The organism is Arthrobacter celericrescens (assembly GCF_003614925.1).
Classification (GTDB): Bacteria; Actinomycetota; Actinomycetes; order Actinomycetales; family Micrococcaceae; genus Arthrobacter; species Arthrobacter celericrescens.
The window spans coordinates 24,960-50,494 of sequence record NZ_QYLP01000090.1 but is presented as its reverse complement, the minus strand read 5'-3'; the positions used below and the strand labels follow the sequence as shown (position 1 = coordinate 50,494).

Genomic DNA, 25,535 nt, shown 5'->3' with positions numbered 1-25,535 from the left:
CCCCACGATAGTGACAAGAATGTGTGACGCTTATGACAAAACTAGTGAATATCATTCGTCGCACTATGACAAAGAGGAACTTTTGGCCGGGCGGCGGCGTTGGTGAGGAAGCGCCTGCGCCGCCCGGCCTAAGGTCAGGCGCGCGCCTGCAGCCCGGGCACGGTGTCCACGATGTCGAAGGAAGCCCTGGTGCGCACCGCGGAACCGGCGGTGCTGACGTAGTCCAACACCCGGAAGTCGGCGCGCATGGCGTCCTGCGTGATCTTCGTGTTCACGTAGCCGCGCTGGTCGTTGTAGAACTTCAGGTGCTGGTTCCAGGCCATGGTGGCGTCCGTGGCGGTGGCGCTTCCATTGCCGCCGGAGGTGATGGAGCTGCAGACCAGTTCGGAGCCGACCACCGGGGACTCCGGATCCTTGTAGTCCACCTTCAGGTCACCGGCCCAGTGCCGGTGCACGTCGCCGGTGAGCACCACGGCGTTGCGCACCCCGGCGTCCACCCAGCCCTGGGTGATGCGGCGGCGGGAAGCGGCGTAGCCGTCCCAGCCGTCCATGGAGACGTCGTCGACGTCCAGCGCCTGGGCGCGGTCGCGTTCGGCGAAGAACACCTGCTGGCCCAGCACGTCCCAGCGGGCCTCGGAGTTCTTGAAGCCGTCCAGGAGCCACTTCTCCTGCTCGGCGCCGGTGATGGTGCGGTTCTCGTCGAAGCGCTCCATGACGTTCTTCTTCCAGCCGTCGCCCGCGAGCTGGTCGTCGCGGTACTGCCGGGTGTCCATCATGTGGAAGTTGGCCAGGCGGCCCCACTGTAGGCGGCGGTAGATGGTCATGTCCGCCCCCGAGGGCAGGGCCGACGGGCGCAGCGGCATGTTCTCGTAGTAGGCCTGGAAGGCGGCGGCCCGACGCTGGCGGAAGTGCGCGGCGGAGTCATTGAGCTGCGCCGGGTCCTGGTTTTCCGGGATCTCGTCTGCCCAATTGTTGTCCACCTCGTGGTCGTCCCAGACCACCAGCCACGGCGCGATCGCGTGCGCGGACTGGAGGTCGGCGTCGGCCTTGTACTGGGCGTGGCGCTGGCGATAGTTCGCCAGGGTGACGGTTTCGGGGCCGTCGTGGTCGCGGACGTTTCCGCCGCCCACCACGTACGAGTCCTTCTTGTACTCGTACTGGTAGTCGCCCAGGTGCAGCACGAGGTCCGGCTGGTCCTCGGCCATGCGCTTGTAGGCGGTGAAGAAGCCGTGCTCGTACTGGGCGCAGCTGGCGAAGGACATGGCCAGGGCGGCGGGCATCTCGTTCAGGGCCGGTGCAGTGAGGGTGCGGCCCACCGGGCTGATGTAGCGGCCGCTGCGGAAGCGGTAGAAGTATTCGCGGCCCGGGCGCAGGCCGCGCAGTTCCACGTGCACCGAGTGGGCGGAGCCGATCGAGGCGATGGCCACGCCGCGCTTGACCACCCGCGCCATGCGCTCGTCCTCGGCGACTTCCCAATCCACGGGGACGTCGCGGGACGGCATGCCGCCCAGGCCGTCGTCGGCCAGCGGGTCCACGGCCAGGCGGGTCCAGATGACGAAGCCGTCCGGCCACGGCTCGCCCGAGGCGATGCCCAGGCTGAAGGGCTCGGTCTTCAGCCCTGCCGGGCCCTGGGCCGTTCCCGCGGCGGAAATTCCCGCACCGGGAACCGCGACGATCAGGCCGGCGCCAAGGCCGGCGGTGAGCAGTGACCTGCGTGAAAGATTCGAACTCCCTGAGATAGTCATGCCTGTCACGCTAGGTGTCACGTTTTGACAGGCCCTGAAGGACTTGTGAATACAGCCTGAACTGTGGCTTTCCCGCAGCTGTAGCCAGCAGTGCCGCGAAGTGGGACCCTTGTACGGGGGATATGCACGGGATGACTCAAAAGCAAACCGTACTGGTAGTTGTTGTCACCACAGGTCTTGTTACTTTGGTGCTGCTGCTTCTCGACTGGTCTCCCGCAGCTTTCAATGATCCTGCGAAGACCTTGGGACTACTCAGCCCGCAGGGAGTGGTCCACCTGGGCGGGAACATCGATCGGGTTCCCTTCACGCTGTTTGAACTGATGATGTTCCTCGCCGTGGGGCTTGCGTTTGTTGGCTCGGGCATAGCAGTGGAGCGGCACCGGCCCGGCCGGAACCAGGGCTTCCTCCTCGTCCTTGCCGGATGGTTGTGGATCGCGGGCGGCCTGCGCCGTTCCAGCGACCCGTTGGCATTCACCCTGGGGGTCACCCTCACCTTGATGTACCAGCCGCCGCTTCTGCAGCTTGCGCTGAACTTCCCCTCGGGAGTCCTCGGCACGAGGGCCGAGAAGCGGGCGGTGGCGTTCTTCTTCGCGTTTTGGTTTGTGTCCGCCATTGCCTGCTGGGCGTTCTTCGACCCCCGCCTGCACGCGACGGCCGGCGGATCGACGTCGCGGAACCTGCTGCTGCTCCGGGACAGCCCGGAACTGGCCAGCGGCATCTGCGACGCGGTCCGTGCGGTCCAGATCGCCGTGGGCCTGGCCATCGTGTTGGTCCTCGTGAACCGCTGGCGCACCGGAACGAGCGCCTACAGGGCCTCGTTCCTGTTCCTGTGGCTCGCGATCATCATCAAGACCGCGGCGACCATCGGGGCGGCCCTGGCCGTGACGCAGCTTGCGGGCCGGCAGGCCTCAGAGGTTCTCCTGTGGCAGTACCCGGCAACCGCGGTCATTCCGCTGGCGGTGCTGCTCGGACTGCTGCGCTACAGGATGCCCAGGGGGTCCTGGGCGACCTCATGGTGGAGGTGGGGGACGCGCCGGTGGGACGGAGCCTCCGGGACGCCCTGCGGAAATCATTGCGGGACCCTACCTTGAACCTTTGGCAGTGGTCGCCGGAAATGAACTCCTTCGTGGACAACTCAGGCACGCCCCGGCTTCTTCCGGCGGACGGGGACGACAGGGCCGCCCTGGTTCTTGAACGCAACGGCTCACCGGTGGGAGCGCTGCTCTTCGACGCGGCACTGCGCGACCAGCCCCAGCTCCTCGAGGGGGCGCGCAACGCCGCTGCCCTGATCCTGCACAACGGAAGGGTGGAGCAGCAGCTCAGGGAACAGTTGGAGGAAGTGCGCCGGTCCCGGGAACGCATCGTCACGGCCGGCGACTCCCGCCGGCGCCAGCTGGAACGGGACCTGCACGACGGCGCGCAGCAGCGGCTGGTGGTTGCCACCATGGGGCTGGCCCGTGCGCGGCGCGCTGCCGCGACGCCGGAGGTACGCGATCTGCTCGAGCAGGCCAGTGAGGACCTGGCTGCGGCGTTGCGCGAGCTGCGGGACCCCGACGGCGGGCTGCTCGGCCTGGCGGACCGTGCGGCTGCTCTGGGCGGCACGCTTGAACTGAGGAGTCCTCCCGGGAAAGGGACAACCATCGCCGCGGTACTGCCATATGCGGCTGATAGTGGAAGGGATCCGTCATGAATGTACGCGTCGCTGTTGCAGACGATTCAGCATTACTGCGCCGTGGACTGTCCGCCTTGCTCACCGCCGAGGGCCTGGCCGTTGTGGGAGAAGCTGCGGATGCAGATGAGTTGCTCAAGTGTGTTCGCAAAGAGCGCCCGGACGTTGCGGTGGTGGATATCCGGATGCCACCGAGCTACACAACCGAAGGGATCGACGCCGCCAGGACAATCCGGCGCAGCCAGCCGGAAACCGGGATTCTCCTCCTGTCCCAGTATGTGGAAACGGAGAGCGCCATGAACCTCCTCGAGGGTGGGGCCAACGACTTGGGCTATCTCCTGAAGGAACGCGTTTCCGACATTGACGACTTTGTCGACGCACTGTGCAGGGTGGCTTCAGGCGGAACCGCCGTAGACCCGGACGTTGTGGAACGCCTGACCGGCCGTCCCCGGGTGCGGAGCACCGACAGTGAAGACCTGACGGGCCGCGACCTGGATGTGCTGGAACTGATGGCGGAAGGGCGGACCAACCAGGCGATCGGAAGGTCGCTTTTCCTCGGCGAACGCACGGTGGAAACGCACATCCACCGCATCTTCCGCAAGCTCGGCCTGCGTCCGGAACCGGAGGATCACCGGCGGGTCCTTGCCGTCCTGCGCTATCTGCGCTCGACTCAGGGCAGCGTTCCGTAAGCCGGCGCCGCCGGGGGGTGGCACAGGCAAGAGCCGGACCATGCCTGCGGTTGTCCGCAGTGCTGGCCCGGCCCTGTATGGGGGTCGACAATTCCGGAGGGATCAGTAGGCGAAGCTGCGGACCGGGCTGTCTTCCCATTTGGTGTAGCTGGTCCACACACCGTGGCTGCCCACCTTGAACCGCACGTCGTGGTACATCTCTTCGTCACCCCACTCAGTGTCGGGAAGCACCCGCTTGCTGTGGAACGTCACCGTGCCGTCGGAGGAATCCATGCGCTTCTCGATGGTCTTCGTTTTTCCGATCTTGTCGTCGCTGAACGTGTCCTCCTCCCAGAACCGCTGTTGGATCTTGATGTTGCGGTCCTTGGTGCACTTGACCTTGATCCGGTAGTCGATCACCTTTTTGCCGGCCGAATTGGTGTGGTCGTAGACGGGCTTCAAGGGGTTGACTGTGCAGGAAGCCTTGGTGGTGGAGGCTTGGGCCGGTGCACCAAGGGCGAGGGGCGTTATCGCCAGGCCCACGACGACGGCGGCTGCGGCGCCGATGCGCGAAACGCGTGAACGGGTCTTGAGGGTCTGCATGCTTTCTCCTTTTTTGGAATGAGCGCCGGGCCTGGATGTTCGTGCCCGACACTTTCCATGCTTCGCCGGAACCACGGGGGTTACGTCCGTGGCAGCACGGAAATAGGAGCGGAGGGCCGTTTGAGGCGGTTCGAGTCCCTTCAAGCACAAAAGTCCGGCGCCCCCGCAACAACGGGGGCGCCGGACTTCGCAGCGCGGCTAGGCGGCCGGGACTCCGAGCCGTTCCAGGAGCAGCGCGCACGCGCTGGGAATCGGCTGGACGATGTCCGCGGAAGTCGTCTCTGCAAGGCGGCGGGCCGTTTCGCTGAGCGGACCGCCCGCGATGATCACCGCTTCCGCGCCGTCCAGTCTGGTGGAATCGCCGACGGCGGCGGCCAACTCCCGGTACTGCCGTTCCGGATCCGCGGCGAGCACCAGGGGTTCGGAATCAGTGAGCCGGACCCCGCTGAAGGTTGCCGACTTCCCGTGCGAAGCGACCAGCTCAGCCAGGGAATCCGCCAGCAGCGGGGTGCTGGTGGCCATCCCGAAGCGGCGGCCGCCCTTGGACGCCTGGTGGATGGAGCCCTGGCCGATGCCGAATACAGGAACGCCTGCTCCGCTGAGTTCCTGTTCCAGGGCTTCCCGGCCGGGATCGCCGATGGCGGCGACGACCACCGCGGCGACGGCGCCGCCGTCGGGCCCCGCCAGATAGTCCAGCACCGCGGTGCGGACGTGCGCCGCCGAGGCGGCCAGCGACTCCGGGTCGATGATCATGGTCGGGCCTTCGGCCGCCGTGAGCCCGACGACGTCGAACCCCTGCGGTTTCAGGGACTGTTTGGCGAGTTCGGCCATCATCACCGTGGTGCGGGAATTGCTGTTCGGGTTGACCAGCAGCACGGTGCGCCGCTCCTGCCGTGCCGGTTCAGTGCCCATAGATTGCCGCCTCCTCGTCGCCGGAGGCCTCGCTGTCCTCTTCCATCGGCTTGCCGAAGGTTTCCGGCGGGAACTGCACGGCGATCGCGAGCACGATGAACAGGACCGCGAGGGTGGTGAACATGCCGCCCAGGCCTGCGGAGTCGAAGACGGCGCCGGAGATCAGCGGGAAGAGGCCGCCCGAGAGCGAGCCCGCCGCGAGGATGATCGAGGTGCCGAAGCCGCGGGTGCGGGTGGGGTAGAGCTCCGGGGCGAACAGCCAGATGGTGGTGTTCAGGATGATGACGGCGAAGTTGAACAGGGCACCGAAAATCACCACGAGCACGATGCTGCTGGCCAGGAACGCCATGGACAGCCCGGCCGCGCAGCCAAGGATGGCGGCCGCGGTGAGGACCTTCTTGCGGGGCAGGCGGCTGGCGAGGAACGCCGCGGTGCAGGCGCCCAGGAGCGAACCGGACTGCATGATCAGCGTGAACCACAGGCTGGTGTTCACGGCGTAGCCGAGGGAAACCAGGATGGTGGGCATCAGGGTGAGCATGGAGATCTGGGCGGCGTAGGACATGCAGACGGCGATGCACAGCAGGACGGTGCGCTTGAGGAGCTTGCCGCGCAGGGCGTCCTTCCAGTGGCCGGTGGACTTCGCCTCGACGGGGTCCGGGACGGCCGTGATGAACTGCTCGGGATCGTTGATGGGGCCGGAAAGCTTGTTGCGCGCAAGGCGGGTGATGACCAGGTTGGCTTCGTCGAGCCTGCCCTTGGAAGCCAGGAAGCGCGGGGTTTCGGGGACGTAGCGGCGGAAGAACATCACCAACAGGGCCGGGATGAAGAGCAGGCCGAAGACCCAGCGCCACTTGTCCGGGCCATCGAACAGGGTGAATACCAGGATGCCGAAGGCCGGGGCGAGCATGTTGCCCAGGCCCGCTGCCGTGACGTTGATGAGGCCGACGGCGGTGCCGCGCTGTTTCGCCGCGAAGAACTCGGCCATCATGATGACCGCGACGGCGATTTCGCCGCCCAGGCCGAAGCCGACGATGAAGCGGCCTGCAGCGAGGACGGGATAGTTGGGTGCGACGGCGCAGAGGAGCGAGCCGCCGGCGAAGATGATCAGGTTGATGACCAGCATCTGGCGCCGGCCGAACTTGTCGACGATCAGGCCGGTGGCAATGCGGCCAAGCGCGGTGGCCGTGAAGGTCATCGTGTTGAGCAGGCCGATCTCGGCGCCGCCCAGGCCCCAGGACTCGCGCAGGATGGGGCCGGTGATGCCGACGGCATTCTGTTCCAAGGCGTCGAAGAAGACACCCAGGAGGATCATGAAGACGATCTGGCGGTGGGCGCCGGTGACGCCGATCCGCTGGTAGGCGCCCTCGATCTGCTGTGCCAGGGAACCTTTGCGGGGACCGGCCTCCGGGCCGCCGGCTGGCCTTGTGGTGGCTTCCGGGGAAGCGTTTCTATCCACGGTGTGCTCCTCACTGAGCTGGAAGGGGTCGGTTCGCACTTCCCAGGCGCGTTCCATGATGTGGAAATGAGTTTCCACTGAGATGATGTGTGACTCAGGTTACATCTTGGGATCCCAAAATTTCAATGGTCTGGGCGCAAACGAAATATGACCCCCGGCCCACACCGTGGGCCGGCGGTCATATGCGGAGTTCCGCGGAGCGGGCTACTTCTTCAGGAAAGCCAGGAGTGCTTCGTTGATCTCGGCACCGTGCGTCCAGAGCATGCCGTGCGGGGCGCCGTCGATCTCCACATACTCAGCCGACGGAAGGGCGCGGGAGAACGGACGCCCGGTGACATCGATGGGCAGGATGTTGTCCGCGGTGCCGTGGACGATCAGGGCCGGGACGTCGATCTTGGGAATGTCCGCCCGGAAATCCGTGGGCCAGGTGGGCTGTGCCGCCACGGAGGCGAAGGCTCCGGACTGGGATGCGAGGTTCCAACTGGCCCGCACCGATTCCTCGCTGAGCCGCGGGGTGCCCAGGAAGGTGTCGCTGTTGTAGAAGTTCTTGAAGAACTCGGTGAAGAAGGCGTAGCGGTCCGCTTTCACCGCCTCCAGGAGCCCGTCGAAGACTTCCTGCGGAACGCCGTCGGTGCCCTCCTCCGGGTCCAGCAGATACGGTTCCAGGGAACCGAGGAAGACGGCCTTCGCCACGCGCGCCGAACCATGGGTTGCGATGTAGCGGGCCACCTCGCCGGTGCCCATCGAGAAACCGACCAGCACGGCGTCGTTCAGGTCCAGGGTGTCCAGCAGGGTCTTCAGGTCCGCGGCGAAGGTGTCGTAGTCGTAGCCGGTGGTGGGCTTGCTGGACTTGCCGAAGCCGCGGCGGTCGTAGGTGATCACGCGGTAGCCAGCGTCCAGGAGCGCGGCCGTCTGCTTCTCCCACGAGGAACCGTCCAGCGGATAGCCGTGGATCAGCACCACCGCCTGCCCGCTTCCGTGGTCTTCGTAGTAGAGCTCGATGTCCGTGCTGTTCTCGGTTCCGACAGTGACAAAAGCCATGGCAAAGCATCCTTCCAGTGACGGTGACGATCGTTCCCCAGCCTAACCCGGCGAGGCGCCGTGGAGGGTCGCGCGGATCGCTCCGGGACACCCCCTAGTTGCCCTCAGCAACCAGTCGTAAACTGTCCTTCGAAGCACTCACGGACGGGCGGTTTTGATGCTCTGGAAACTCCTGGTTCAGTACCTGCGGCCGCATCAACGGCTGCTGATCGCCGTCGTGGTGTTCCAGCTGGCGCAGTCGATCGCCTCGCTCTACCTGCCCACCCTCAACGCCGACATCATCGACCACGGCGTGGCCACCGGGGACACCGGCTACATCCTGGGCACGGGCAGCTGGATGCTGCTCATCACCCTGGCCCAGATCGCGTGCTCGATCACCGCGGTGTATTTCGGGGCCAAGGCGGCCATGTCGCTCGGCAGGGACCTGCGGGACGCGGTCTTCGCCCGGGTGGGGGAGTTCTCGGAACAGGAGGTTGCCTACTTCGGGGCGCCCTCGCTCATCACCCGCACCACCAATGACGTCCAGCAGGTCCAGCAACTGGTCCTCATGACGTGCACCCTCCTGGTGGCGGCTCCGATCCTCAGCATCGGCGGCGTGGTCATGGCCATCAGGCAGGACGCCCAGCTGTCCTGGCTCATCGCCGTCGCCGTCCCCGTGCTGCTGGTCGCGGTGGGGCTGATTGTCTCGCGGATGGTGCCGCTCTTCCGCAAGATGCAGACCCGGATCGACACCGTGAACCGGGTGCTGCGCGAACAGCTCACCGGCATCCGCGTGGTGCGGGCCTTCGTCCGCGAAGGCATGGAAACCGAACGCTTCGCCGCCGCGAACACCGGCGTCACCGAGATGGCGCTGCGCGCCGGCCGGCTCATGGCCCTCATGTTCCCCGTGGTGATCCTTGTCCTGAACGTCTCGAGCGTGGCGGTGATCTGGTTCGGTGCCTTCCGGATCGAGGACGGCTCCATGCAGGTGGGCACCCTCATCGCGTTCCTGAGCTACCTGATGCAGATCCTGATGTCGGTCATGATGGCCACGTTCATGGCCGTGATGATTCCGCGCGCCGCCGTGTCCGCGGACCGGATCGGGGAGGTCCTGCGGACCGAGTCGAGCGTGCGGCCGCCGCTGGACCCGGTACTCAGCAGCGCCGGCCGCGGCGAACTGGAGCTGGTCGACGTCGGATTCGCCTACCCGGGTGCCGAGCAGCCGGTGCTGGAGGGCATCAGCTTCACCGCCCGCGCGGGGCAGACGACGGCTATCATCGGCAGCACCGGCGCGGGCAAGACTACCCTGGTGAACCTGATGCCCCGCCTGTTCGACGCCGGCAGCGGCTCCGTGCGCCTCGACGGCGTGGACGTCCGTGAACTGCACCCGGACCTCCTGTGGGGCCACATCGGCCTGGTGCCGCAAAAGCCGTACCTGTTCTCCGGCACCGTGCGCAGCAACCTGCTCTATGGGAAGCCCGACGCTGACGAAGACGAGCTGTGGGCCGCGCTCGCCATCGCCCAGGCCCGCGACTTCGTCGAGGAGATGGATGGCGGCCTGGACGCGCCGGTCTCGCAGGGCGGCACCAACCTGTCCGGCGGTCAGCGCCAGCGGCTCGCGATTGCCCGGGCCCTGGTGAAACAGCCCGGACTCTACATCTTCGACGACTCCTTCTCCTCCCTCGACACCGCCACCGACGCCCGGCTCCGCCAGGCCCTCAAGCGCAGCACCACCGGCGCCACCCTCGTGATCGTCGCCCAGCGCGTCTCGTCCATCATCGACGCGGAGCAGATCCTGGTTCTCGACGACGGCAGGATCGTGGGGCGCGGTACCCACCACTCGCTCATGGAGACGTCCGAAACGTACCGTGAGATCGTCTCCTCCCAGCTCTCGGCGGAGGAAGCGGCATGAGCGGCGCAGGCGGAAACCGCGGCACGCAGCCCGCCGTCGTCGGGCAATCGGGCTCAGGGCAATCCACTGCCGACAACGCGGGCCTCGGCCGGCCGCAACGGCCGCCGATGGGACCGGGCCGCGGCGGCCCGTTCGCCGGGATGAACATTCCGGCGGAGAAGGCCCTGAATTTCCTGCCCTCCGCCAAACGGCTCCTGGGCACCCTGCGGCCCGAGCGGCTGTGGCTGGTCCTCGTGCTGGTCCTGTCCGTGGCGAGCGTAGCCCTCCAGGTGCTCGGGCCCAGGCTGCTGGGCGAAGGCACCAACCTGATCTTTGCCGGCGTGGTGTCGAAGGATCTGCCCGCCGGGACCAGCAAGGAACAGTTCATCGAGGGCTTGCGGGCTTCGGGGCAGGACGCCCGGGCGGACATGCTCGGCCCCATGAAGCTGACGCCGGGCCAGGGCATCGATTTCACCGCGCTGTCCTCGGTGCTGCTGTGGGTGCTGGTGCTGTACGTGCTGGCCTCGGCGTTCGGCTGGATGCAGGCCTACATCCTCAACGGCGTGGTGCAGCGCACCGTCTACCGCCTGCGCGAGGACATCGAGGCGAAGATCAACCGCCTCCCGCTGCGCCACTTCGATTCCGTGAAACGCGGCGAGCTGCTCAGCCGGGTCACCAACGACGTCGACAACATTTCGCAAAGCCTGCAGCAGTCCATCAGCCAAGCGGTCACCTCGCTGCTGACTGTGGCCGGGGTGATCTTCATGATGGTGCTGCTCTCGCCGCTGCTGGCGCTGATCACCATGATCACGGTGCCGCTGACTCTCGTGACCACCATGCTGATCGCCAAGCGCTCGCAGAAGCTGTTCGTGGCGCAATGGAAGAACACCGGCGAACTCAACGGGCAGATCGAGGAAAGCTACACCGGGCACGCCCTGGTGAAGGTCTTCGGCCGGCAGCGCGAGGTGCAGCAGCAATTCCGGGACAAGAACGCCGAGCTCTTCGCGGCCAGCTTCGGCGCCCAGTTCATCAGCGGCCTGATCATGCCGGCGCTGACTTTCATCGGCAACCTGGTCTACGTGGGAATCGCCGTGGTGGGCGGCTTGCAGGTGGCCGCGGGCGCCATGCAGCTCGGCGACGTCCAGGCGTTCATCCAGTACTCCCGGCAGTTCACCCAGCCCTTGGCGCAGCTGGGGTCCATGGCGAACCTGCTGCAGTCCGGCGTCGCCTCTGCCGAGCGCGTGTTCGAGCTGCTGGACACCGAGGAACAGTCCCCGGATCCGGTACCCGCAGCGTCCCCGACGACGGCGCGCGGCCGGCTCGTGTTCGAGGACGTGTCCTTCTCCTACTCGCCGGACAAGCCGCTGATCAAGGACCTGAGCCTGGTGGCCGAGCCGGGCCAGAGCATCGCGATCGTGGGACCCACCGGCGCCGGCAAGACCACCCTGGTGAACCTCATGATGCGCTTCTACGAGCTCGACGCCGGCCGCATCACGCTCGACGGCGTGGACATCGCCTCGATGCGCCGCGACGACGTGCGGGGGCGGATGGGCATGGTGCTGCAGGACACCTGGCTGTTCGGCGGCACCATCCGGGACAACATCGCCTACGGCCGGCCCGCAGCCTCCGAAGACGAGATCATCGAAGCCGCCGCTGCCGCCTACGTGGACCGTTTTGTGCACTCCCTGCCCGAGGGCTACGACACCGTGCTCGACGACGAAGGCGGTAACATCTCCGCCGGCGAGAAACAGCTGCTCACCATCGCCCGGGCCTTCCTCGCCCGGCCGTCCGTGCTGATCCTGGACGAGGCCACCAGCTCGGTGGACACCCGCACCGAGGTGCTGGTGCAGAACGCGATGCGGGCCCTGCGCTCGGAGCGCACCAGCTTCGTCATCGCCCACCGACTGTCCACCATCCGCGACGCCGACCTCATCCTGGTCATGGAATCCGGGCAAATCGTGGAGCAGGGAAACCATGCGGAGCTCGTCGCGGCGGGCGGCGCCTATACGCGGCTGTACCTGGCCCAGTTCGCGGCGCCGGCGGCGGAAGAGGTCTAGCCAGGCCGTTAACGAGAGCGACGGCGGGAGGCAACCTCCCCGCGTTGGTCCCTTCCCAACGCTCGCAAGCTCGCGTCGGGGCCCTCGGGACGACGCTTATATCGGGGCCCTCGGGGCCCTAGGCGGCGACCGAAACGGTGAAGGTGTTGGGGCCGCTGGCGGTGACGGCGATCTTGCTGGTGCAGGTGTTGTGGCGGACCGAGAGCTCGTTCACGACGGAGTCGAGCGTGTGGTGCACGGCGGAGCGGTCCCAGATCTTGAGGGTGACGGATTCGGCAGTTTCAAACGTCATTGTTCGGCTTCCAATCATGAATTAGGTTGCCGGCCCTGCGCCAGTGCGGAGCCGGATGGTGCTGATCCATGAACGCCCGGTGCCTCGGGGCGGCTCTGCGAGCTCACCGCTTTGGCCTCGTTGCGTCCAGCAGATGAAGGGCGGGCCAGGAACGGGTCCTGGCCAACTTTTCCATGGTGCCCGGCGGCGGCGTGGTGGCTCAATCGACTGGGTCACAAGCCCGGGTGATCCTACTCACACTTGAAGGGTTACGGCTGCTGGGGCCGCGGAGTAGGGTCGGGGCCATGACTGGGAACTATGTGGCGACGTCGGACATCACCATTGCGGCGGCGGCTGAGCGGGCTCTGGGCGGTCCTCACGGACCCCGCCGCGGTCAAGGAGTTCATGTTCGGCGCGGACGTCCGGACCGATTGGCTGCCGGGCAGCAGCATCACCTGGCGCGGCGAATGGGAAGGCAAGGAGTACGCGGACCGCGGTGAGATCCTCGAAGCCGAGCCCGGGAGCCGGCTTGTCATGACGCACTTCAGCCCGCTGGGCGGCCAGGAGGACGTGCCGGAGAACTACCACACGCTCACCTGGACGCTGGAGGAGAGCGCCGGCGGAACCAAGCTGACCCTGTCACAGGACAACAACGCCAGCGCCGAGGAGGCCGAACACTCCAAGGGCATGTGGGACAACCTCGTGGCGAGCGTGAAGGAGATCGCTGAGCGGGAGTAGTAGGGCAGGTCGCGCTATGGCAGCCGCGAGGGCCGAAGGACCGTCGCCTCGCCGGCGCGTTGCGGATCCAGCGGCACGGGGCTGAGCAGCACTGCCGGGCCGCGATGCAGGATCCCGCCGGAGACGACGCGGCAGCGGATGCCGCCGCGCCCGCGCATCGCCTTGTGGGCGCCGGGTGCGAGCATCTTGTCCATCCAGGCGCAGGGGTGGGCAGGCCGCCCGGCATGCAGTTGCACCTGTTCGCCGCCGGATTCCAGGATGAAGTCTTGACCGAGCAGGGGTGCCAGCTCGGCGCCGCGCAGGAAGACGTTGCGCCGGGTCAACAGAGGGTCGAAGGGGCCGGTGCCGAGTTCCGCGGCGATGGATTCGAGGGCTTCGACGGCGAAGAGCGTGACCGCCGCGTCCATGTGCGCGGCTTTGCCGAAGAAGCGGTCGCCCACGATGCCCTTGCCGGCCACCAGCTCCACCTGTCCGGAGTCCGTGGCGGGCACCTCGGTGGCACCGTCCTTGGCCCGGCCGAAATAGGCGTGCTCCGGCGAGACCAGGAGGTGCAGGACGTCCACCTCGTAGCGATAGCTCATGGCACCAAATTATCCTCCGGGAACCCGTTGACATTGCCCGTGTTCTGCCATAACGTACAACCAAATGGTTGTAGATCAGCTTGATGACACCGGGATCGACCGCCTGTTCCAGGCGCTCGCAGATCCCACCCGCCGGGACATTGTGCGCCGGGTGACTCTGGGGGAGTACTCGGTGTCGGGTCTTGCTGCGCTGTACGCCATGAGTTTTGCCGCCGTCCAGAAGCATGTGGCAGTGCTGGAACGCGCCTCCTTGGTCAGCAAGGAGAAGCGCGGAAGGGAGCAGATCGTGCGGGGGAACCACGAAGGACTACAGAGTGTCCGCCGGCTGCTTGACGAATACGAGGAGATCTGGCGGCAGCGCGCCGCCCGGATCGCAGACATCCTCGCCGAAGAACCGAAAAACAACTAGGAGGGTTCCGCAATGACTGTCATCAGCACCACGACGAATCCCGAGACGCTCAGCCTCACGCTGGTCGCCGAGTTCGACGCCGACGTCGAACGTGTCTGGCAGGTCTGGGAAGATCCGCGCCAGCTGGAGCGCTGGTGGGGCCCTCCCGGCTATCCGGCCACCTTCGAAAAGCACGAATTCACGCCCGGGGGCGAGGCCGGCTACTACATGACCACCCCCGAAGGGGAGAAGCCCCGCGGCTGGTGGCGCTTCACCAGGATCGAACGGCCCCACCGCCTTGAGCTCGACGACGGTTTCGCCGACGAGAACGGCTCCCCTGTTGAGGAAATGGGTGCCGGTCACGTCGTCGTCACCCTGGAGGACCTGGCCGGCCGCACCCGGATGACCGTCCTGTCCACCTTTGATTCCGAGGAGCAGATGACCCAGATGCTCGAGATGGGCATGGAGGAAGGCATGAAGGAGGCTGCAGGACAGATCGATTCCGTCCTGGCCTCGCACGCCCACGCCTGAGCACGCCCACGCCTGAGCAACCGGTGCTGGCGCGAAAACAGCAGACGACGACGGCGGGAGCCTCCCGCCGTCGTCGTCTGTCCTTAAGCTGCGATCGTCTTTGGGGTCGGCAGTACCCTGTGGTTATGGACTCCGATGCCAGGGACCCCGACGCCCGGGGCTCCGGCGCCAGGCGCCGGCTGGAACGGGCGGCGGAACTGCGGGCCGCGCGGTACTCCGGAAAGCTCACCCCGGAGGAAGCCGCCGCTGCCGCCGCGGAAGACGCGCTCCAGGAGAAGCGCCGGAAGGTCGACAGTGCCTCGCGCGCCGATTACCTGGTGCGCGATGCCATCGCGCACGGCAAGTTCGACAACCTCAAGTACGCAGGCAAGCCGATCCCGGGCCTCGGCGAAAGCTATGATCCGGACTGGTGGGTCAAGGGCCTCATCCAGCGCGAGCACCTCAGCGGCCTGGGCCCGGAGGCAATCCTGCTGCGCAGCGAAGACGCGGGCCTCGATGCCGTGCTGGACGAACAGCCCACCGAGGAACGCGTCCGGACCATCGTGGAGGACTTCAATGCCCGGGTGGTCAACGCCCGGCGCCAGCTCCAGGGCGGACCTCCCGTGATCACCAAGACCCGGGAGGTCGCCGTCGAACTGGAGCGTTGGCGCGCCCGCCGGGCAGCAGCGGCTGCGGCGCATCCGGAGCCGCCGGAACCGCCGCCCGCGAGGCCATGGTGGCGTCGCGGGCGGGGCGGCTAGCCTGTGGAACGGCTAGCTTACTGAGCGGCCAGCCTACGGAACGGGGTTGCCCAGTTCGCGCAGCGGGGTCTTGTTCGTTTCCCGGGCCCAGTATGCACCGGCCACGGCCAGCAGCGACGAGGCCGCCACGATCCAGGCCGCCGGACCCCAGTTCGCCTTCTCGGCACCCACGAGGGCCGTGCCCAGCAGCGGGGTGAAGCCTGCGCAGAGGATGCCGACCTGCAGGCCGATGGCCATGCCGGAGTAGCGGACCTTCACGTTGAACAGCTCGGAGAACCAGGCCGGGTAGATGGCGTTGGACATCGAATAGGTGCCCGCGGTGATCAGGGTGCTGGCCAGGAAGATCATGGGGATGTTTCCCGTGGAGATCACCGAGAAGTACACGAAGATCATGGCGCCGGAGCCGAGCACGCCGGCAATGAACACCGGACGCCGGCCGAAGCGGTCCGAAAGGTGCGCCATCAGCGGCTGGCTGGCGATGGCGATGACGTTGCCGACGATGCTCACCCACAGCATGGTGGACGCCGGGACGCCGACCGAGACGGCATAGGCCAAGCCGAAGGACTGCATGAAGGTGTTGGTCACGGTTTCGAAGGACATCAGGGCCACCTGGAAGAACTGTGCCGGGTGGGTCTTGAACATCTTCATGAAGGGCAGGCGCACCAGCTCGCCGTGGTCGTGCTTTTCCTCGAACACTTCGGGCTCATCGAGGGACCGCCGCACCAGGTAGGCCACCACCAGCACCACCAGGGACAGCCAGAACGGGATGCGCCAACCCCAGGCGAGGCGCTCGGCTTCACCCATGGCGGCCACGGGGAGGAAGGCCAGGGAGGCCAGCACGATGCCGGCGGAAATGCCGCTCATGGCGAAGCTGGCGAAGAAGCCGCGGCGGCCTTCCGGGGCCTCCTCGGTGGACAGGGCGGAGGCGCCCGCGGTTTCCGCGCCGGCGGACAGTCCCTGCATCAGGCGCATGACCACCAGCAGCGCCGGAGCCCAGTAGCCCACCGCGTTGAAGTCCGGGAGCGCACCGATCAGGAAGGTGGCGGATCCCATGAGCACGAGGGTCAGGACCAGGGTGTTCTTGCGGCCGATCTTGTCCCCGAGGTGGCCGAAGACGATGGCGCCGAAGGGGCGCGCCACGTAGGCCACCCCGAACGTGGCGAACGAGGCAATGAGGGCCACGGTTGCATCGCCCGCCGGGAAGAAGATCTTCGAAAAGACCAGCGATGCCGCGGTGGCGTAGATGAAGAAGTCGTAGTACTCGAGGGCGCCGCCGAGGAACGCCGCGAGGGCTGCCTTCTTCGCCCGCCTAAGCTGGCGCTCGTTTGCTGCAATGGCAGGGCCGCTTGCGAGATTGGTCATTCCGGAAGTCCTTCCGCGCTGAAAGACGGTGTTGGGGTCTTTTGCTGGTTTGCTGTGCAACTTGTTCGTATTACGAACGCTTGTACGATATGCGGTTCATGAAAAGAGTACTCCACGGTGAGGTGGCTCACAACACCCGGCGTTCCCGGAGCCCGCGCGAAGGTCCTTTTCGGTTCTTCACGGGCCCTTGCCGGGCCCCTTCCGAAGACCGGAAAGTTAGCTTCATCACCTCTGCCCGGAAACGGCTTAATCAGCTATTCGGCGGCCTCATACTTGTCTTGGTTGTTGTGAAATCCGGGTGTTGAAGATGGGGTTCGGCTGGTGGAAAAGCTGATGCGTGTAGTGCGGAGCGAGTACTTTCCTGCAGGGGTTGTGCTGGGTGGCGTCCTGTTGTTTTGGACAGTGGGCCTGCTGGGCGGACTGAGCTGGCTCAGCGGCGGCCAGTCGCCCCTGACGGTGCTGTCCTGGATGATCTTCATTTACGCCGCCGTGGTGCTCAGCCCGGTGGCCGTGGCCCTTTCCGTCATGGACATCAGCCGCCGCTACCGCGGAACCCACGACGCCGGAATCACCACGCCGCTGCTGAAGAGCCTCGCCGAGCTGCGCCGCATCGCGCTGGCCCGCCTCCAGCGCGAAGACTGACGCTGCCGCGTCCGGGTTCCGTCCGGAACAGCCACTGAATTCCCTGTAGCCCGCCGCCCTCCGGCATGGGAATCTTAAGCCGTGGCGGAGGGGGTGGCACGGTGACTCCACGGCAGAGTGCGTTGGTGCTGGCGGTGACCGCCGGCCTGGCCGTCGTCGTGCTGCTGGCCGTCGACTGGTCGCCGGCCGCGCTGCAGGATCCTGCCCGGACCCTCGGGCTGCTCAACGCGCAGGGCGTTGTGCACCTGGGCGGGATCGCGGACAGGGCCCCCTTCGGAGTCCTTGAACTTGCGATGTTCCTCGCCGTCGGATTGGGCCTTGTCCTCTCCGGTGTGGCCGCATGGCGGAGCCGGCCGAACGCCAGGCCGGGTTTCCTTTTGATCCTGGCGGGCTGGCTGTGGCTGGCAGCGGGACTACGCCGCTCCAGCGATCCCCTGGCCTTCACCGTCGGGGTGACGCTGACCTTGATGTACCAGCCGCCGTTGCTGCAGCTGGCGCTGAGCTTCCCCACCGGGACGCTCAAGACCCGGGTCCAGAAGGTGGCCGTGGGCTTCTTCTTCTCCCTGTGGCTGGCCATTGCCGTGGCCAACTGGGCGTTCTTCGATCCGCGCCAGCACGTCGCCGCGGGGGATTCCACCTCGCAGAACCTGCTCCTGCTTTGGGACGACCTCGCGCTCACCACGGCCATTGGAAACGTGGCCCGTGTGGTGCAGATCGGCGTGGGGCTGGCAATCGTCGTGCTCCTGGCCATGCGCTGGCACGCCGGCACCCCGGCCTACCGGAGCGCCTTCCTGCCGCTCGGCTTCGCCCTGGTCCTCAAGACCGGCGCGACCATCTGGGTGGCCGCCGCCGTCGTCCAGTTCTCCGGCCCGCAGGTTTCGGAGGCGCTGCTCTGGCAATACCCCGCGACGGCGGTGATCCCCTTGGCGGTATTGCTGGGGTTGTGGCGCTACCGTTTCGCCCGCGGGTCCCTCAGCGAGCTCATGGTGGAGATCGGCTCCGCCCCGCTCAGCGAGCGGCTCACCGACGCGCTGCGGAAGACGGTCCGGGACCCGAGCCTGGAGCTGTGGCAATGGTCTCCGGGGCAGCCTGGCTTCATCGACGGACACGGCAGGGCCCGCGAACTCCCGGAGGAACACAGCGGACGGGCCGCCATGTTGCTGGAACGCAGGGGCCTGCCGGTGGGTGCCCTGGTGTTCGACCAGGCGCTCCGCGACCAGCCCCGCCTGCTCGAAGCCGTGCGCAGCGCCACCTCCCTCACCCTGGAAAACCGGAACATGGAGCAGCAGTTGCGGGAACAGCTGATCGAAGTGCGCCGTTCCCGGGAACGCATCGTCACCGCCGGGGACGCCCGCCGCCGGCAGCTCGAACGGGACCTGCACGACGGCGCCCAGCAGCGCCTGGTGGCCGTCGCCATGGAACTCGCCCGGGCCCGCCGCCTCGCCGCCGATGCCGACGTCCGGGAGCTGATCGGGCACGCCGCCGGGGAACTCAACACGGCATTGCGCGAACTCCGGGAGCTGGCCCGTGGCGTGTACCCGCCGTCGCTGCGCGAACGCGGCCTCGCCGGATCCCTCACCGCGCTCGCCGAGCGCACCGCCGTGCCCATGGACGTGCAGGTGGAGCTCGCCGCACCCGTGCCCCCTGCGGTTGAACTCGCCGCCTACTTCATCTGTGCCGAGGCCGTGACCAACACTGCCAAGCACGCAGGCGCCACCATGATCCATGTCCGGGCGACGGGAACCGCGGACGGGCTGACCGTGGTGGTCATGGACAACGGCCGGGGAGGCGCTGCGCCCGGGCCCGACGGCGGACTGATGGGGCTCGCAGACCGCGCGGCCGCGCTGGGCGGCACTTTCGACGTCGTCAGTCCCCCGGGGCGGGGCACCGCCGTCACGGCAGTCTTGCCGTTCAGCCCGGACCCGGCATCACTTCCTGCGCAGCCGGGCGAATTTCCTGCGCAGCCGGGCGAAGAGAAAGGAGCCACGCCATGACGTTGAGGGTTGCCATCGCGGATGATTCCGCACTGCTGCGCAGGGGGCTGGCCGCGCTGCTGGAAGCCGAAGGCATGACGGTGGTTTGCGAAGCCGGCGACGCCGGGGAACTTCTCAGCTGCGTCGACCGCGAGCGTCCGGATGCCGCCGTCGTGGACATCCGCATGCCGCCGGGCTACGCGACCGAAGGGATCGAGGCTGCCCGGGAGATCCGGCGCCGGCATCCGGCGACCGGGGTGCTGCTGCTGTCCCAGTACGTGGAGACGGAGAATGCGATGTCGCTGTTCGCCGGGGCGGATGGCGCGAAAGGCCTCGGTTACCTGCTGAAGGAACGTGTGTCCGACGTCGAGGATTTCCTCGACGCCCTGCGGCGGGTGGCTGCCGGCGGCACCGCCGTCGACCCGGACCTCGTGTCCCGCTTGGTTTCGCGGCCGCAGGAAGGCCGCCAAAGCGGGGAGGAGCTGAGCACCCGGGAACGGGAAGTGCTCGAACTCATGGCTGAGGGGCGCACCAACCAGGCGATCAGCCGCTGCCTGTTCCTTGGTGAACGTACCGTGGAGGCGCATATCCGCAGCATCTTCGTGAAGTTCAACCTGCGGCCCGAACCCGAAGACCACCGGCGGGTCCTCGCCGTCCTGAGCTATCTGCGGTCCGGGGGAGGGCACAGGGCCATCCATTAAGCGCGGAACCGGCCCGGTACGCATGCGTACCGGGCCGGCCCTCTGCAGCCGATGGGGGCTAGTTCGAGATCGACAGCTGGGAGCTCGTGTGCCAGCCGGTCCAGCCGGACCAGACGCCGCCGCTGCCCACCTTGAAGCGGATCTTCTGGTAGACCTCTTCGTAGCCGATTTCACCGTCCACCAAGGTGCGGTAGTTGTGGATGGTGGTGCTGGTTCCTGCGCTCAGGTACTTGCTGAAGTACGAGGTGCCCAGGTAGTCATCCGGGTTGGGCCAGCCGTCCGATTCCCAGCGCTCCTGCTGGATGTAGAGGGAGCGGCTTCCGGAGCAGCTTGCCGTGATCCGGTAGTCGAGGACCTTCACGCCGCTGCTGTTGAAGTGCGAGAAGATCGGCTTCAACGGTTCGACCGTGCAGGAATAGGCGGTGTGGGCCTGGGCGGGTGCGCTGAGGGCCAGGCTGGCGCCGGCGAGGCCAAGGCTGACGGCAAGTGCTGAGATGATCCGGGCGCGCTTTGGCCGGGACAGGGTGTTGGTGCGCATTTCTCTCCTGGGGTGTGATGTGGACCGGCGGTGCGGATGTGAACGGACATCCGCGGCCCGGGCTGTGCGCTCCGGCCTGCCGGCAATCAGTGGAGGTCCCTCTACGGTGCGGGTCCCCCGCTTCGGGCCAGGGGTTCCTGGCCCGAAATCAATAGTGCTCCCGGGGCAGGGGCGTGCGCTTCCGTGCTAGCACGTATTTAATCCGGCATTTGGATAAAAGCAGGTGCGGGCTCTCACAACCGGTCGCGCGGCCTCCACGTTCCGCGGACCTGGTGCCAACGGACGCGCCCGTTGCTAGGCTCAGGCATGACCCGCATGATCATCATCGGCGCGCCCGGCTCCGGAAAGGGCACCCAGGCCGAATATCTCGCCGCGCACTTCGGCATCCCGGCCATTTCCACAGGCGAGCTCTTCCGCACCCACGTACGGGAGCAGACCGAACTCGGCGTCGAGGCCAGCCGGTTCATGGACAGGGGCGAGCTCGTGCCGGACCGGCTCACCGACGCGATGGTCGCGCGTCGCCTGGACGGCGACGACGTCGGGAACGGCTTCCTGCTGGATGGCTACCCGCGCAACCTGGCTCAGCTCGCGGCGCTCGACGCCCTGCTGGCGGACGACGGGAAGCAGCTGGACGCCGTCGTGCGGCTGGACCTCGACGAGGGGGAGCTGGTCCGGCGGCTCCTCCAACGGGCGTCCGAACAGGGCCGCAGCGACGATACCGAGGAGGTGATCCGCCGCCGGCTGGAGCTGTACCAGGAGGAAACCCTGCCGGTGGTGACCGCCTATGCGGAACGGGGGATCGTCGTGGACGTCGACGGCGGCGGGGACAGGGCGGTGATCACGGAACGGGCGATTGCCGCCCTCGGATCTTTCCTGGAAACCCCGCGGTGAACGGAGTGTCGGCACCTGACACTCCGCGTCCCGGGCAACGTGCTCTGGCAGAACCGGCCGCTTCGGAGAACAATTGATGGCATGACGAGCTACTCGGCGCTCGAAAAGGCCTCAAGTAAACATCCCCACGACTGGGGCAGGGCCGTGGCCAGTGCCATGACCCGCCTGGTGGAAGCGGCGCGCATTGACGGCCGCACCCTGGAGCATGAATTCCTCTTCGGCGAGGAGCTGCAGCTCTGCATCGAAGAGGACGCCGAAGGTGCCACCATCAAATTGAGCTGGGCGCCCTCCGACTGAGCCGCTACCCGGGCGGGAAACCCGGGGGAAACGGCCCGGCGACGAAACCGAAGTCCACCCCATGGCCGGGTGCCCCGGAACCGGGGCCGCCGCCGTCGGGATGCTGGCCGTTGCTGCCTAAGAGGCTGCGGGTGAGCGCCTCGCTGTCGGCCATCAGTTGCTCCACAGTGCCTTCCAGATGAGTGTCCGACGGCGCCTCCCCGGCCAGTGCCGCGGCCACCACCGTGCGGCGCACCAGCTCCTTGGCGAACGACGCAGTGGTCCCGGCCGTGCGGGCCGACGCAGCCTTGAGCGCTGCGGCCGAGAAGCCCAGGCCCGAGGAATACAGTTCCAGGAGCCGTTCGCGTTCGTGCTCCGAGGGCAGCGGGATTTCGACGGCGAGGTCCACCCGGCCGGGCCGCTGCGCCAGGGCGCGTTCGAGCATGTCCACCCGGTTGGTGGTGAGGACGAAGGCGACGTCGGCATCGCTGTCCAGTCCGTCCATGGCGTCCAGCACCTCGAAGAGCAGGGGCTGCGGACCGTGGCCGTAGCTGCGGTCCTCGGCGATCAGGTCGCAGTCCTCGAGCACCACGATGGACGGCGCGAGTGCCCGCGCGATCCGCGCCGCTTCGGAAACCCGGGCGAGGGTCCCGCCCGAGAGGAGCACCGCCGTCGTTCCTTCGCTTTGGCCCAGCAGGTACCTGACGGTGTGCGTCTTGCCGGTGCCCGGCGGGCCGTAGAGCAGCAGCCCGCGCTTGAGGTGCTGGCCGTGTGCCTGGAGGACGGAGGCCTGGCGGGCGATGCCCAGGGCGTGGTCCTCCACCCGGCCCAGCAGCCCGCCGGGGAGAACTACGTCCCGTGTGCCCAGTTCCGGGCGGCGGATGAAGGTGACCCCGCCCATGGTGGGGCCGTAGTCGCCCATGGTCAGGGCGATGACCTGGCCCTTGAACACGCTGGTGTGCTCCAGATTGCTGCGGATCTCGGCGAGGAAGGCAGCCGCCGTCGCCGCCTCTTCGGAGAGGACTTCAAGCGTTGCCATGTGCCGGCCGTACTGGTGGTTGGCCTCGCGTTGCAGGACCGCCAGCGGGGCACCGCCGTAGCTGAACAGCCACAGGCCCATGGCGACCACCTGGCGCTGCTCGTCGGGCCCGATGGCGAGGTTGGTGTAGTCCGGGCGGGCCAGCGGAAACGACGGGTACATGCGGGAGTGCTGGAGGATGTCGCTCAGGGACATGTGGTTGCGCTCGGCTCCGCCGCCGATCCCGAGTAGGCGGTGCCCGGGATCCCTGCCGGCCACGGCCTCCATCAGGATGTCCACGTCCACCAGGCGGTGGGCCTGGATCTCCTCCACCACCACGGATAACTCCGTTGCAGGTGTCCCCAGATGGTCTGTCAGCGCCTTGAACAGTTGCTTGCCGTTTGGAAACACTTCCCGTCCGGACTGTGCCAGCTGGACCAAGGCAGCGAAGTCTTTGATGAATTTCCCCAAGTTTTCATCCATGGACAGACCCTAGCAGGGCGGGCAAGGCCTGCTGCCTGGGGCTGGAGGCCCGGGGCGCCGCGCCGGGGCGCCGCGCAGGGGTCGCGGTAGGGCTGCGGGGTCGCTGGAACGCTCCGGCGACCCCGTGCTTCACCCGCGATTTCGCGCTGGCCGGTCAGCAGGTGGGTGCCGGAAGGTCGATCCTCCGGGCATTGAGCTGGTCCACTGGCACGATCTGGGTGATCGACAAGACCGCTGGCGTGGTGGTGCTCGGGTTGCTCACAAAGTGCGGCCCGACCTCGGTAAACGTGTCGCCGGCGACGAAGGTCTGGGTGGTGCACCCCAGCTTCCTCGTGACCGATCCGGATTTCACCGTGGCTATGACAATGCCGGGGTGCTTATGCCAGCCGGAGAACGCGCCCACCGCATATGTGAGTTCAAAATCGAGCACGGCAACGCCGCCCTTCGTCTTGAACTCGATGTCATCCTGTTCGGTTTTCTGGCTGCCTTGGATCGTTCCGATGACCGCCGGACCGGCCGTGGTCCCGGAACCGGGCGTGGCCACGGCGATGCTGCTTGTGGCCAATGTCGCGACCGCAACGAAAACAGCGGCGGAGGTGGCGGCTCTTGTCCATTTCATGGTGGATTCCCTTCCAACTGCACGCGGGACCCTTGGCCCCGGGGTACACATTGCGTGGTCAGCCACCCCCAGCCAGGACCACCAGCCCCACGGGACACGATCTCCCGGACGCCCCACAGCCCCGCGGAGTGATCAAAATGGTCCGGCCCGGGCAGGAGGGATTATGGCCCCGGCAGGCAGCTAAATCAACGACTTGACAAATTCACCTGAGTCGCGCGTTAAGGCTGCCCGACGGCGGGGCGCTGCTACTCTGGCGGGCATGGAATCTTTGGGGGATAACAGTAAGCCGGACGAACCGGGCCTGCCGGATAACAATGCGGGCAGCATGAGAAAGGTGACGGCCGTCGTCGTACTTTTGCTAGGTCTCGCGGCGGTTATCGCGGGGATGGTGACCGCCGTGATTGGAGCGAACCAGCCGCTTGATTTCGGCTTTGTCGCTCCGGCACCCGATTTCTTCAACTTGGCGGGTGCCGCCATCCTTGGCCCGCTGACACAAGCCGGTTATGTCATTGCCCTCGTCGGGCTGCTGGTTCTGGCGATGTGGGCGGGGCTCCGCAGGGGCGCCAGGGCACGGACGAACGTCGTCATGCTTTTGCTGGGGCTGGCCGTAGTCATCGCAGGCGTGGTGACCGCCCTGGCCGGCAAGAGCCAGCCGGTCTCGTTCGGCTGGTTCGCGTACGCACCGCTCGCGAACGAAACGTTCAGCCCACCCGGCATCGCCTTCCTCGGCCCGATGACGCAGGCAGGCCTGGTGACCGTTGTCGTAGGGCTGCTGGTGCTGGCATTCTGGGCGGGACACCGCCTCGGCAAGCGGCGTTAAACGGAAAGCCCCGCCCAACTGACTCGCAGTTGTTGTCGTTTTGACGCTCCAAAACGACATTAACTGCGAGCTAGTTGGGCGGGGGCCCGGAACCTGGACGCCTAGCCCGGCAGCGGTGCGCCGGTGAGCTTGATCTGGCGGTTCTGGTCCTTGTACAGCAGGTACCGGAACCGGCCGGGGCCGGACGCGTAGCAGGCCTGCGGGCAGAAGGCGCGCAGCCACATGTAGTCTCCGGCTTCCACCTCCACCCAGTCCTTGTTGAGCAGGTACATGGCCTTGCCTTCCAGGACGTACAGGCCGTGTTCCATCACGTGGGTCTCCGGGAAGGGGATGACGCCGCCGGGCTGGAAGGTGACGATGTTGACCTGCATGTCGTGCGCCAGGTCGTCGGACGGCACGAAGCGCTGGGTGCTCCACACGCCGTCGGTGTCCGGCATCGCGGTGCCCTCCACGTCCTTCTCGTTGGTGACGAAGGACTTGGCCTCGTAACCTTCAAGGCGGTCGTAGGCCTTCCGGATCCAGTGGAACGTGGCGATGTCGTCGGAGGTGTTCTCGATGCCCCACTCGTCGCCGGCGGCGAGGTAGGCGTAGCCGCCCTCCTCCATGATGTGCTTCTCGCCCTTGAGGTCCAGGTTCAGCGTGCCCTTGACCACGAAGATGACGCCTTCGACGCCGGACTCGAACTCGGCCTTCGGCGCGCCGCCGCCCGGAGCAACCTCGACGATGAGCTGCGAGAACGTGGTGGCGAAGCCGGAGATCGGGCGGGCGATGATCCAGGAACGGGTCTTGCGGAAGCCCGGGAGGAGGCTCGTCACGATGTCCGTCAGGACGCCCTTGGGGATGACCGTGTACGCCTCGGTGACGATCGCGCGCTCGGTGGTGAGGTGGGTCTGCGGGGGCAGGCCGCCGGTGGGGTAGTAGTAGTCGCTCATGCAGGAGTTC

27 protein-coding genes are annotated in these 25,535 nt (G+C 67.0%); 15 read left to right on the top strand and 12 right to left on the bottom strand.

Features of this window, described 5'->3' with window-relative positions; all coding sequences use genetic code 11:
* Positions 1-134: 134 nt before the first annotated feature.
* A complete protein-coding gene (locus D3654_RS15635; RefSeq protein ID WP_120522389.1) occupies positions 135-1,745 on the bottom strand; it encodes an alkaline phosphatase D family protein in 1,611 nt (536 codons plus the stop codon).
* A gap of 131 nt (positions 1,746-1,876) precedes the next feature.
* On the opposite strand from D3654_RS15635, the gene D3654_RS20850 reads away from it, so the two are divergent.
* The 3 genes from D3654_RS20850 to D3654_RS15625 are packed head-to-tail and all read left to right on the top strand — an operon-like array spanning position 1,877 to position 4,103.
* Positions 1,877-2,836: a hypothetical protein gene (locus D3654_RS20850; RefSeq protein WP_245413273.1), complete on the top strand. Its 960-nt coding sequence runs from the start codon at positions 1,877-1,879 to the stop codon at positions 2,834-2,836.
* Entirely contained in the window at positions 2,833-3,435 is a 603-nt protein-coding gene (locus D3654_RS20845; RefSeq protein ID WP_245413272.1) for a histidine kinase, read from the top strand. Before D3654_RS20850 ends, D3654_RS20845 begins: the two co-directional genes overlap by 4 nt.
* The gene (locus tag D3654_RS15625; protein ID WP_120522388.1) at positions 3,432-4,103 is read left to right on the top strand and encodes a response regulator transcription factor; all 672 of its coding nucleotides are present in this window, start codon (positions 3,432-3,434) and stop codon (positions 4,101-4,103) included. Before D3654_RS20845 ends, D3654_RS15625 begins: the two co-directional genes overlap by 4 nt.
* A gap of 102 nt (positions 4,104-4,205) precedes the next feature.
* Here D3654_RS15625 and D3654_RS15620 read toward each other — a convergent pair whose 3' ends face one another.
* The 4 genes from D3654_RS15620 to D3654_RS15605 all read right to left on the bottom strand — a co-directional run bounded on the left by D3654_RS15620 (position 4,206) and on the right by D3654_RS15605 (position 8,094).
* The gene (locus D3654_RS15620; protein WP_120522387.1) at positions 4,206-4,685 is read right to left on the bottom strand and encodes a hypothetical protein; all 480 of its coding nucleotides are present in this window, start codon (positions 4,683-4,685) and stop codon (positions 4,206-4,208) included.
* A 198-nt stretch (positions 4,686-4,883) separates the two neighbouring features.
* Entirely contained in the window at positions 4,884-5,597 is a 714-nt protein-coding gene (locus D3654_RS15615) for an aspartate/glutamate racemase family protein (protein WP_120522386.1), read from the bottom strand.
* A complete protein-coding gene (locus tag D3654_RS15610; protein ID WP_205571828.1) occupies positions 5,587-7,053 on the bottom strand; it encodes an MFS transporter in 1,467 nt (488 codons plus the stop codon). Before D3654_RS15610 ends, D3654_RS15615 begins: the two co-directional genes overlap by 11 nt.
* A 204-nt stretch (positions 7,054-7,257) precedes the next feature.
* Complete coding sequence (locus D3654_RS15605) at positions 7,258-8,094, bottom strand: alpha/beta fold hydrolase (RefSeq protein WP_120522385.1); 837 nt, start codon at positions 8,092-8,094, stop codon at positions 7,258-7,260.
* Positions 8,095-8,251: 157 nt separating this feature from the next.
* Between D3654_RS15605 and D3654_RS15600 the strand changes: the two genes are divergently transcribed.
* Together D3654_RS15600 and D3654_RS15595 are read left to right on the top strand one after the other, a co-directional pair.
* Positions 8,252-9,985, top strand: coding sequence for an ABC transporter ATP-binding protein (locus D3654_RS15600; RefSeq protein ID WP_120522384.1), 1,734 nt, complete (start codon positions 8,252-8,254; stop codon positions 9,983-9,985).
* Positions 9,986-10,092: 107 nt separating this feature from the next.
* The gene (locus D3654_RS15595; RefSeq protein ID WP_205571834.1) at positions 10,093-12,021 is read left to right on the top strand and encodes an ABC transporter ATP-binding protein; all 1,929 of its coding nucleotides are present in this window, start codon (positions 10,093-10,095) and stop codon (positions 12,019-12,021) included.
* 118 nt (positions 12,022-12,139) lie between these two features.
* Here D3654_RS15595 and D3654_RS20540 read toward each other — a convergent pair whose 3' ends face one another.
* Entirely contained in the window at positions 12,140-12,313 is a 174-nt protein-coding gene (locus D3654_RS20540; protein WP_205571827.1) for a hypothetical protein, read from the bottom strand.
* A 321-nt stretch (positions 12,314-12,634) separates the two neighbouring features.
* Between D3654_RS20540 and D3654_RS15590 the strand changes: the two genes are divergently transcribed.
* Positions 12,635-13,030: an SRPBCC domain-containing protein gene (locus tag D3654_RS15590; protein ID WP_245413271.1), complete on the top strand. Its 396-nt coding sequence runs from the start codon at positions 12,635-12,637 to the stop codon at positions 13,028-13,030.
* 14 nt (positions 13,031-13,044) lie between these two features.
* On the opposite strand, the gene D3654_RS15585 is transcribed toward D3654_RS15590, so the two are convergent.
* Positions 13,045-13,611, bottom strand: coding sequence for an MOSC domain-containing protein (locus D3654_RS15585; protein WP_120522382.1), 567 nt, complete (start codon positions 13,609-13,611; stop codon positions 13,045-13,047).
* Between the two features lie 64 nt (positions 13,612-13,675).
* On the opposite strand from D3654_RS15585, the gene D3654_RS15580 reads away from it, so the two are divergent.
* The 3 genes from D3654_RS15580 (at position 13,676) to D3654_RS15570 (ending at position 15,270) form a co-directional block, all read left to right on the top strand.
* Complete coding sequence (locus D3654_RS15580) at positions 13,676-14,020, top strand: ArsR/SmtB family transcription factor (RefSeq protein ID WP_120522381.1); 345 nt, start codon at positions 13,676-13,678, stop codon at positions 14,018-14,020.
* A gap of 12 nt (positions 14,021-14,032) precedes the next feature.
* On the top strand, positions 14,033-14,530 hold the full coding sequence (locus tag D3654_RS15575) for an SRPBCC family protein (protein WP_120522380.1): 498 nt from the start codon (positions 14,033-14,035) through the stop codon (positions 14,528-14,530).
* A 125-nt stretch (positions 14,531-14,655) separates the two neighbouring features.
* Positions 14,656-15,270: a DnaJ family domain-containing protein gene (locus D3654_RS15570; protein WP_120522379.1), complete on the top strand. Its 615-nt coding sequence runs from the start codon at positions 14,656-14,658 to the stop codon at positions 15,268-15,270.
* Positions 15,271-15,303: 33 nt separating this feature from the next.
* Here the strand turns inward: D3654_RS15570 and D3654_RS15565 are convergent, their stop codons facing one another.
* Positions 15,304-16,632 carry an MFS transporter gene (locus tag D3654_RS15565; protein WP_120522378.1) on the bottom strand — a complete coding sequence of 443 codons (1,329 nt, stop codon included), beginning with the start codon at positions 16,630-16,632 and terminating at the stop codon, positions 15,304-15,306.
* 333 nt (positions 16,633-16,965) lie between these two features.
* On the opposite strand from D3654_RS15565, the gene D3654_RS15560 reads away from it, so the two are divergent.
* The 3 genes from D3654_RS15560 (at position 16,966) to D3654_RS15550 (ending at position 19,948) form a co-directional block, all read left to right on the top strand.
* Positions 16,966-17,274, top strand: coding sequence for a hypothetical protein (locus tag D3654_RS15560; RefSeq protein ID WP_205571826.1), 309 nt, complete (start codon positions 16,966-16,968; stop codon positions 17,272-17,274).
* Between the two features lie 101 nt (positions 17,275-17,375).
* Positions 17,376-19,268: a sensor histidine kinase gene (locus D3654_RS15555; RefSeq protein WP_245413270.1), complete on the top strand. Its 1,893-nt coding sequence runs from the start codon at positions 17,376-17,378 to the stop codon at positions 19,266-19,268.
* On the top strand, positions 19,265-19,948 hold the full coding sequence (locus D3654_RS15550) for a response regulator (protein WP_120522376.1): 684 nt from the start codon (positions 19,265-19,267) through the stop codon (positions 19,946-19,948). The genes D3654_RS15555 and D3654_RS15550 overlap by 4 nt, the downstream gene beginning before the upstream one ends.
* A gap of 58 nt (positions 19,949-20,006) precedes the next feature.
* Here the strand turns inward: D3654_RS15550 and D3654_RS15545 are convergent, their stop codons facing one another.
* Entirely contained in the window at positions 20,007-20,486 is a 480-nt protein-coding gene (locus D3654_RS15545) for a hypothetical protein (RefSeq protein ID WP_120522375.1), read from the bottom strand.
* 306 nt (positions 20,487-20,792) lie between these two features.
* On the opposite strand from D3654_RS15545, the gene D3654_RS15540 reads away from it, so the two are divergent.
* Positions 20,793-21,377: an adenylate kinase gene (locus D3654_RS15540; RefSeq protein WP_120522374.1), complete on the top strand. Its 585-nt coding sequence runs from the start codon at positions 20,793-20,795 to the stop codon at positions 21,375-21,377.
* Between the two features lie 81 nt (positions 21,378-21,458).
* Positions 21,459-21,674: a hypothetical protein gene (locus tag D3654_RS15535; RefSeq protein WP_120522373.1), complete on the top strand. Its 216-nt coding sequence runs from the start codon at positions 21,459-21,461 to the stop codon at positions 21,672-21,674.
* A 4-nt stretch (positions 21,675-21,678) separates the two neighbouring features.
* On the opposite strand, the gene D3654_RS15530 is transcribed toward D3654_RS15535, so the two are convergent.
* The gene (locus tag D3654_RS15530; RefSeq protein ID WP_120522372.1) at positions 21,679-23,154 is read right to left on the bottom strand and encodes an ATP-binding protein; all 1,476 of its coding nucleotides are present in this window, start codon (positions 23,152-23,154) and stop codon (positions 21,679-21,681) included.
* 154 nt (positions 23,155-23,308) lie between these two features.
* Positions 23,309-23,773, bottom strand: a complete 465-nt coding sequence (locus tag D3654_RS15525) for a cupin domain-containing protein (RefSeq protein ID WP_120522371.1) — start codon at positions 23,771-23,773, stop codon at positions 23,309-23,311.
* A 259-nt stretch (positions 23,774-24,032) separates the two neighbouring features.
* Between D3654_RS15525 and D3654_RS20840 the strand changes: the two genes are divergently transcribed.
* Complete coding sequence (locus D3654_RS20840; protein ID WP_245413269.1) at positions 24,033-24,593, top strand: hypothetical protein; 561 nt, start codon at positions 24,033-24,035, stop codon at positions 24,591-24,593.
* Between the two features lie 101 nt (positions 24,594-24,694).
* Here D3654_RS20840 and D3654_RS15515 read toward each other — a convergent pair whose 3' ends face one another.
* A complete protein-coding gene (locus D3654_RS15515) occupies positions 24,695-25,525 on the bottom strand; it encodes a bifunctional allantoicase/(S)-ureidoglycine aminohydrolase (protein ID WP_120522370.1) in 831 nt (276 codons plus the stop codon).
* Positions 25,526-25,535 lie beyond the last annotated feature (10 nt).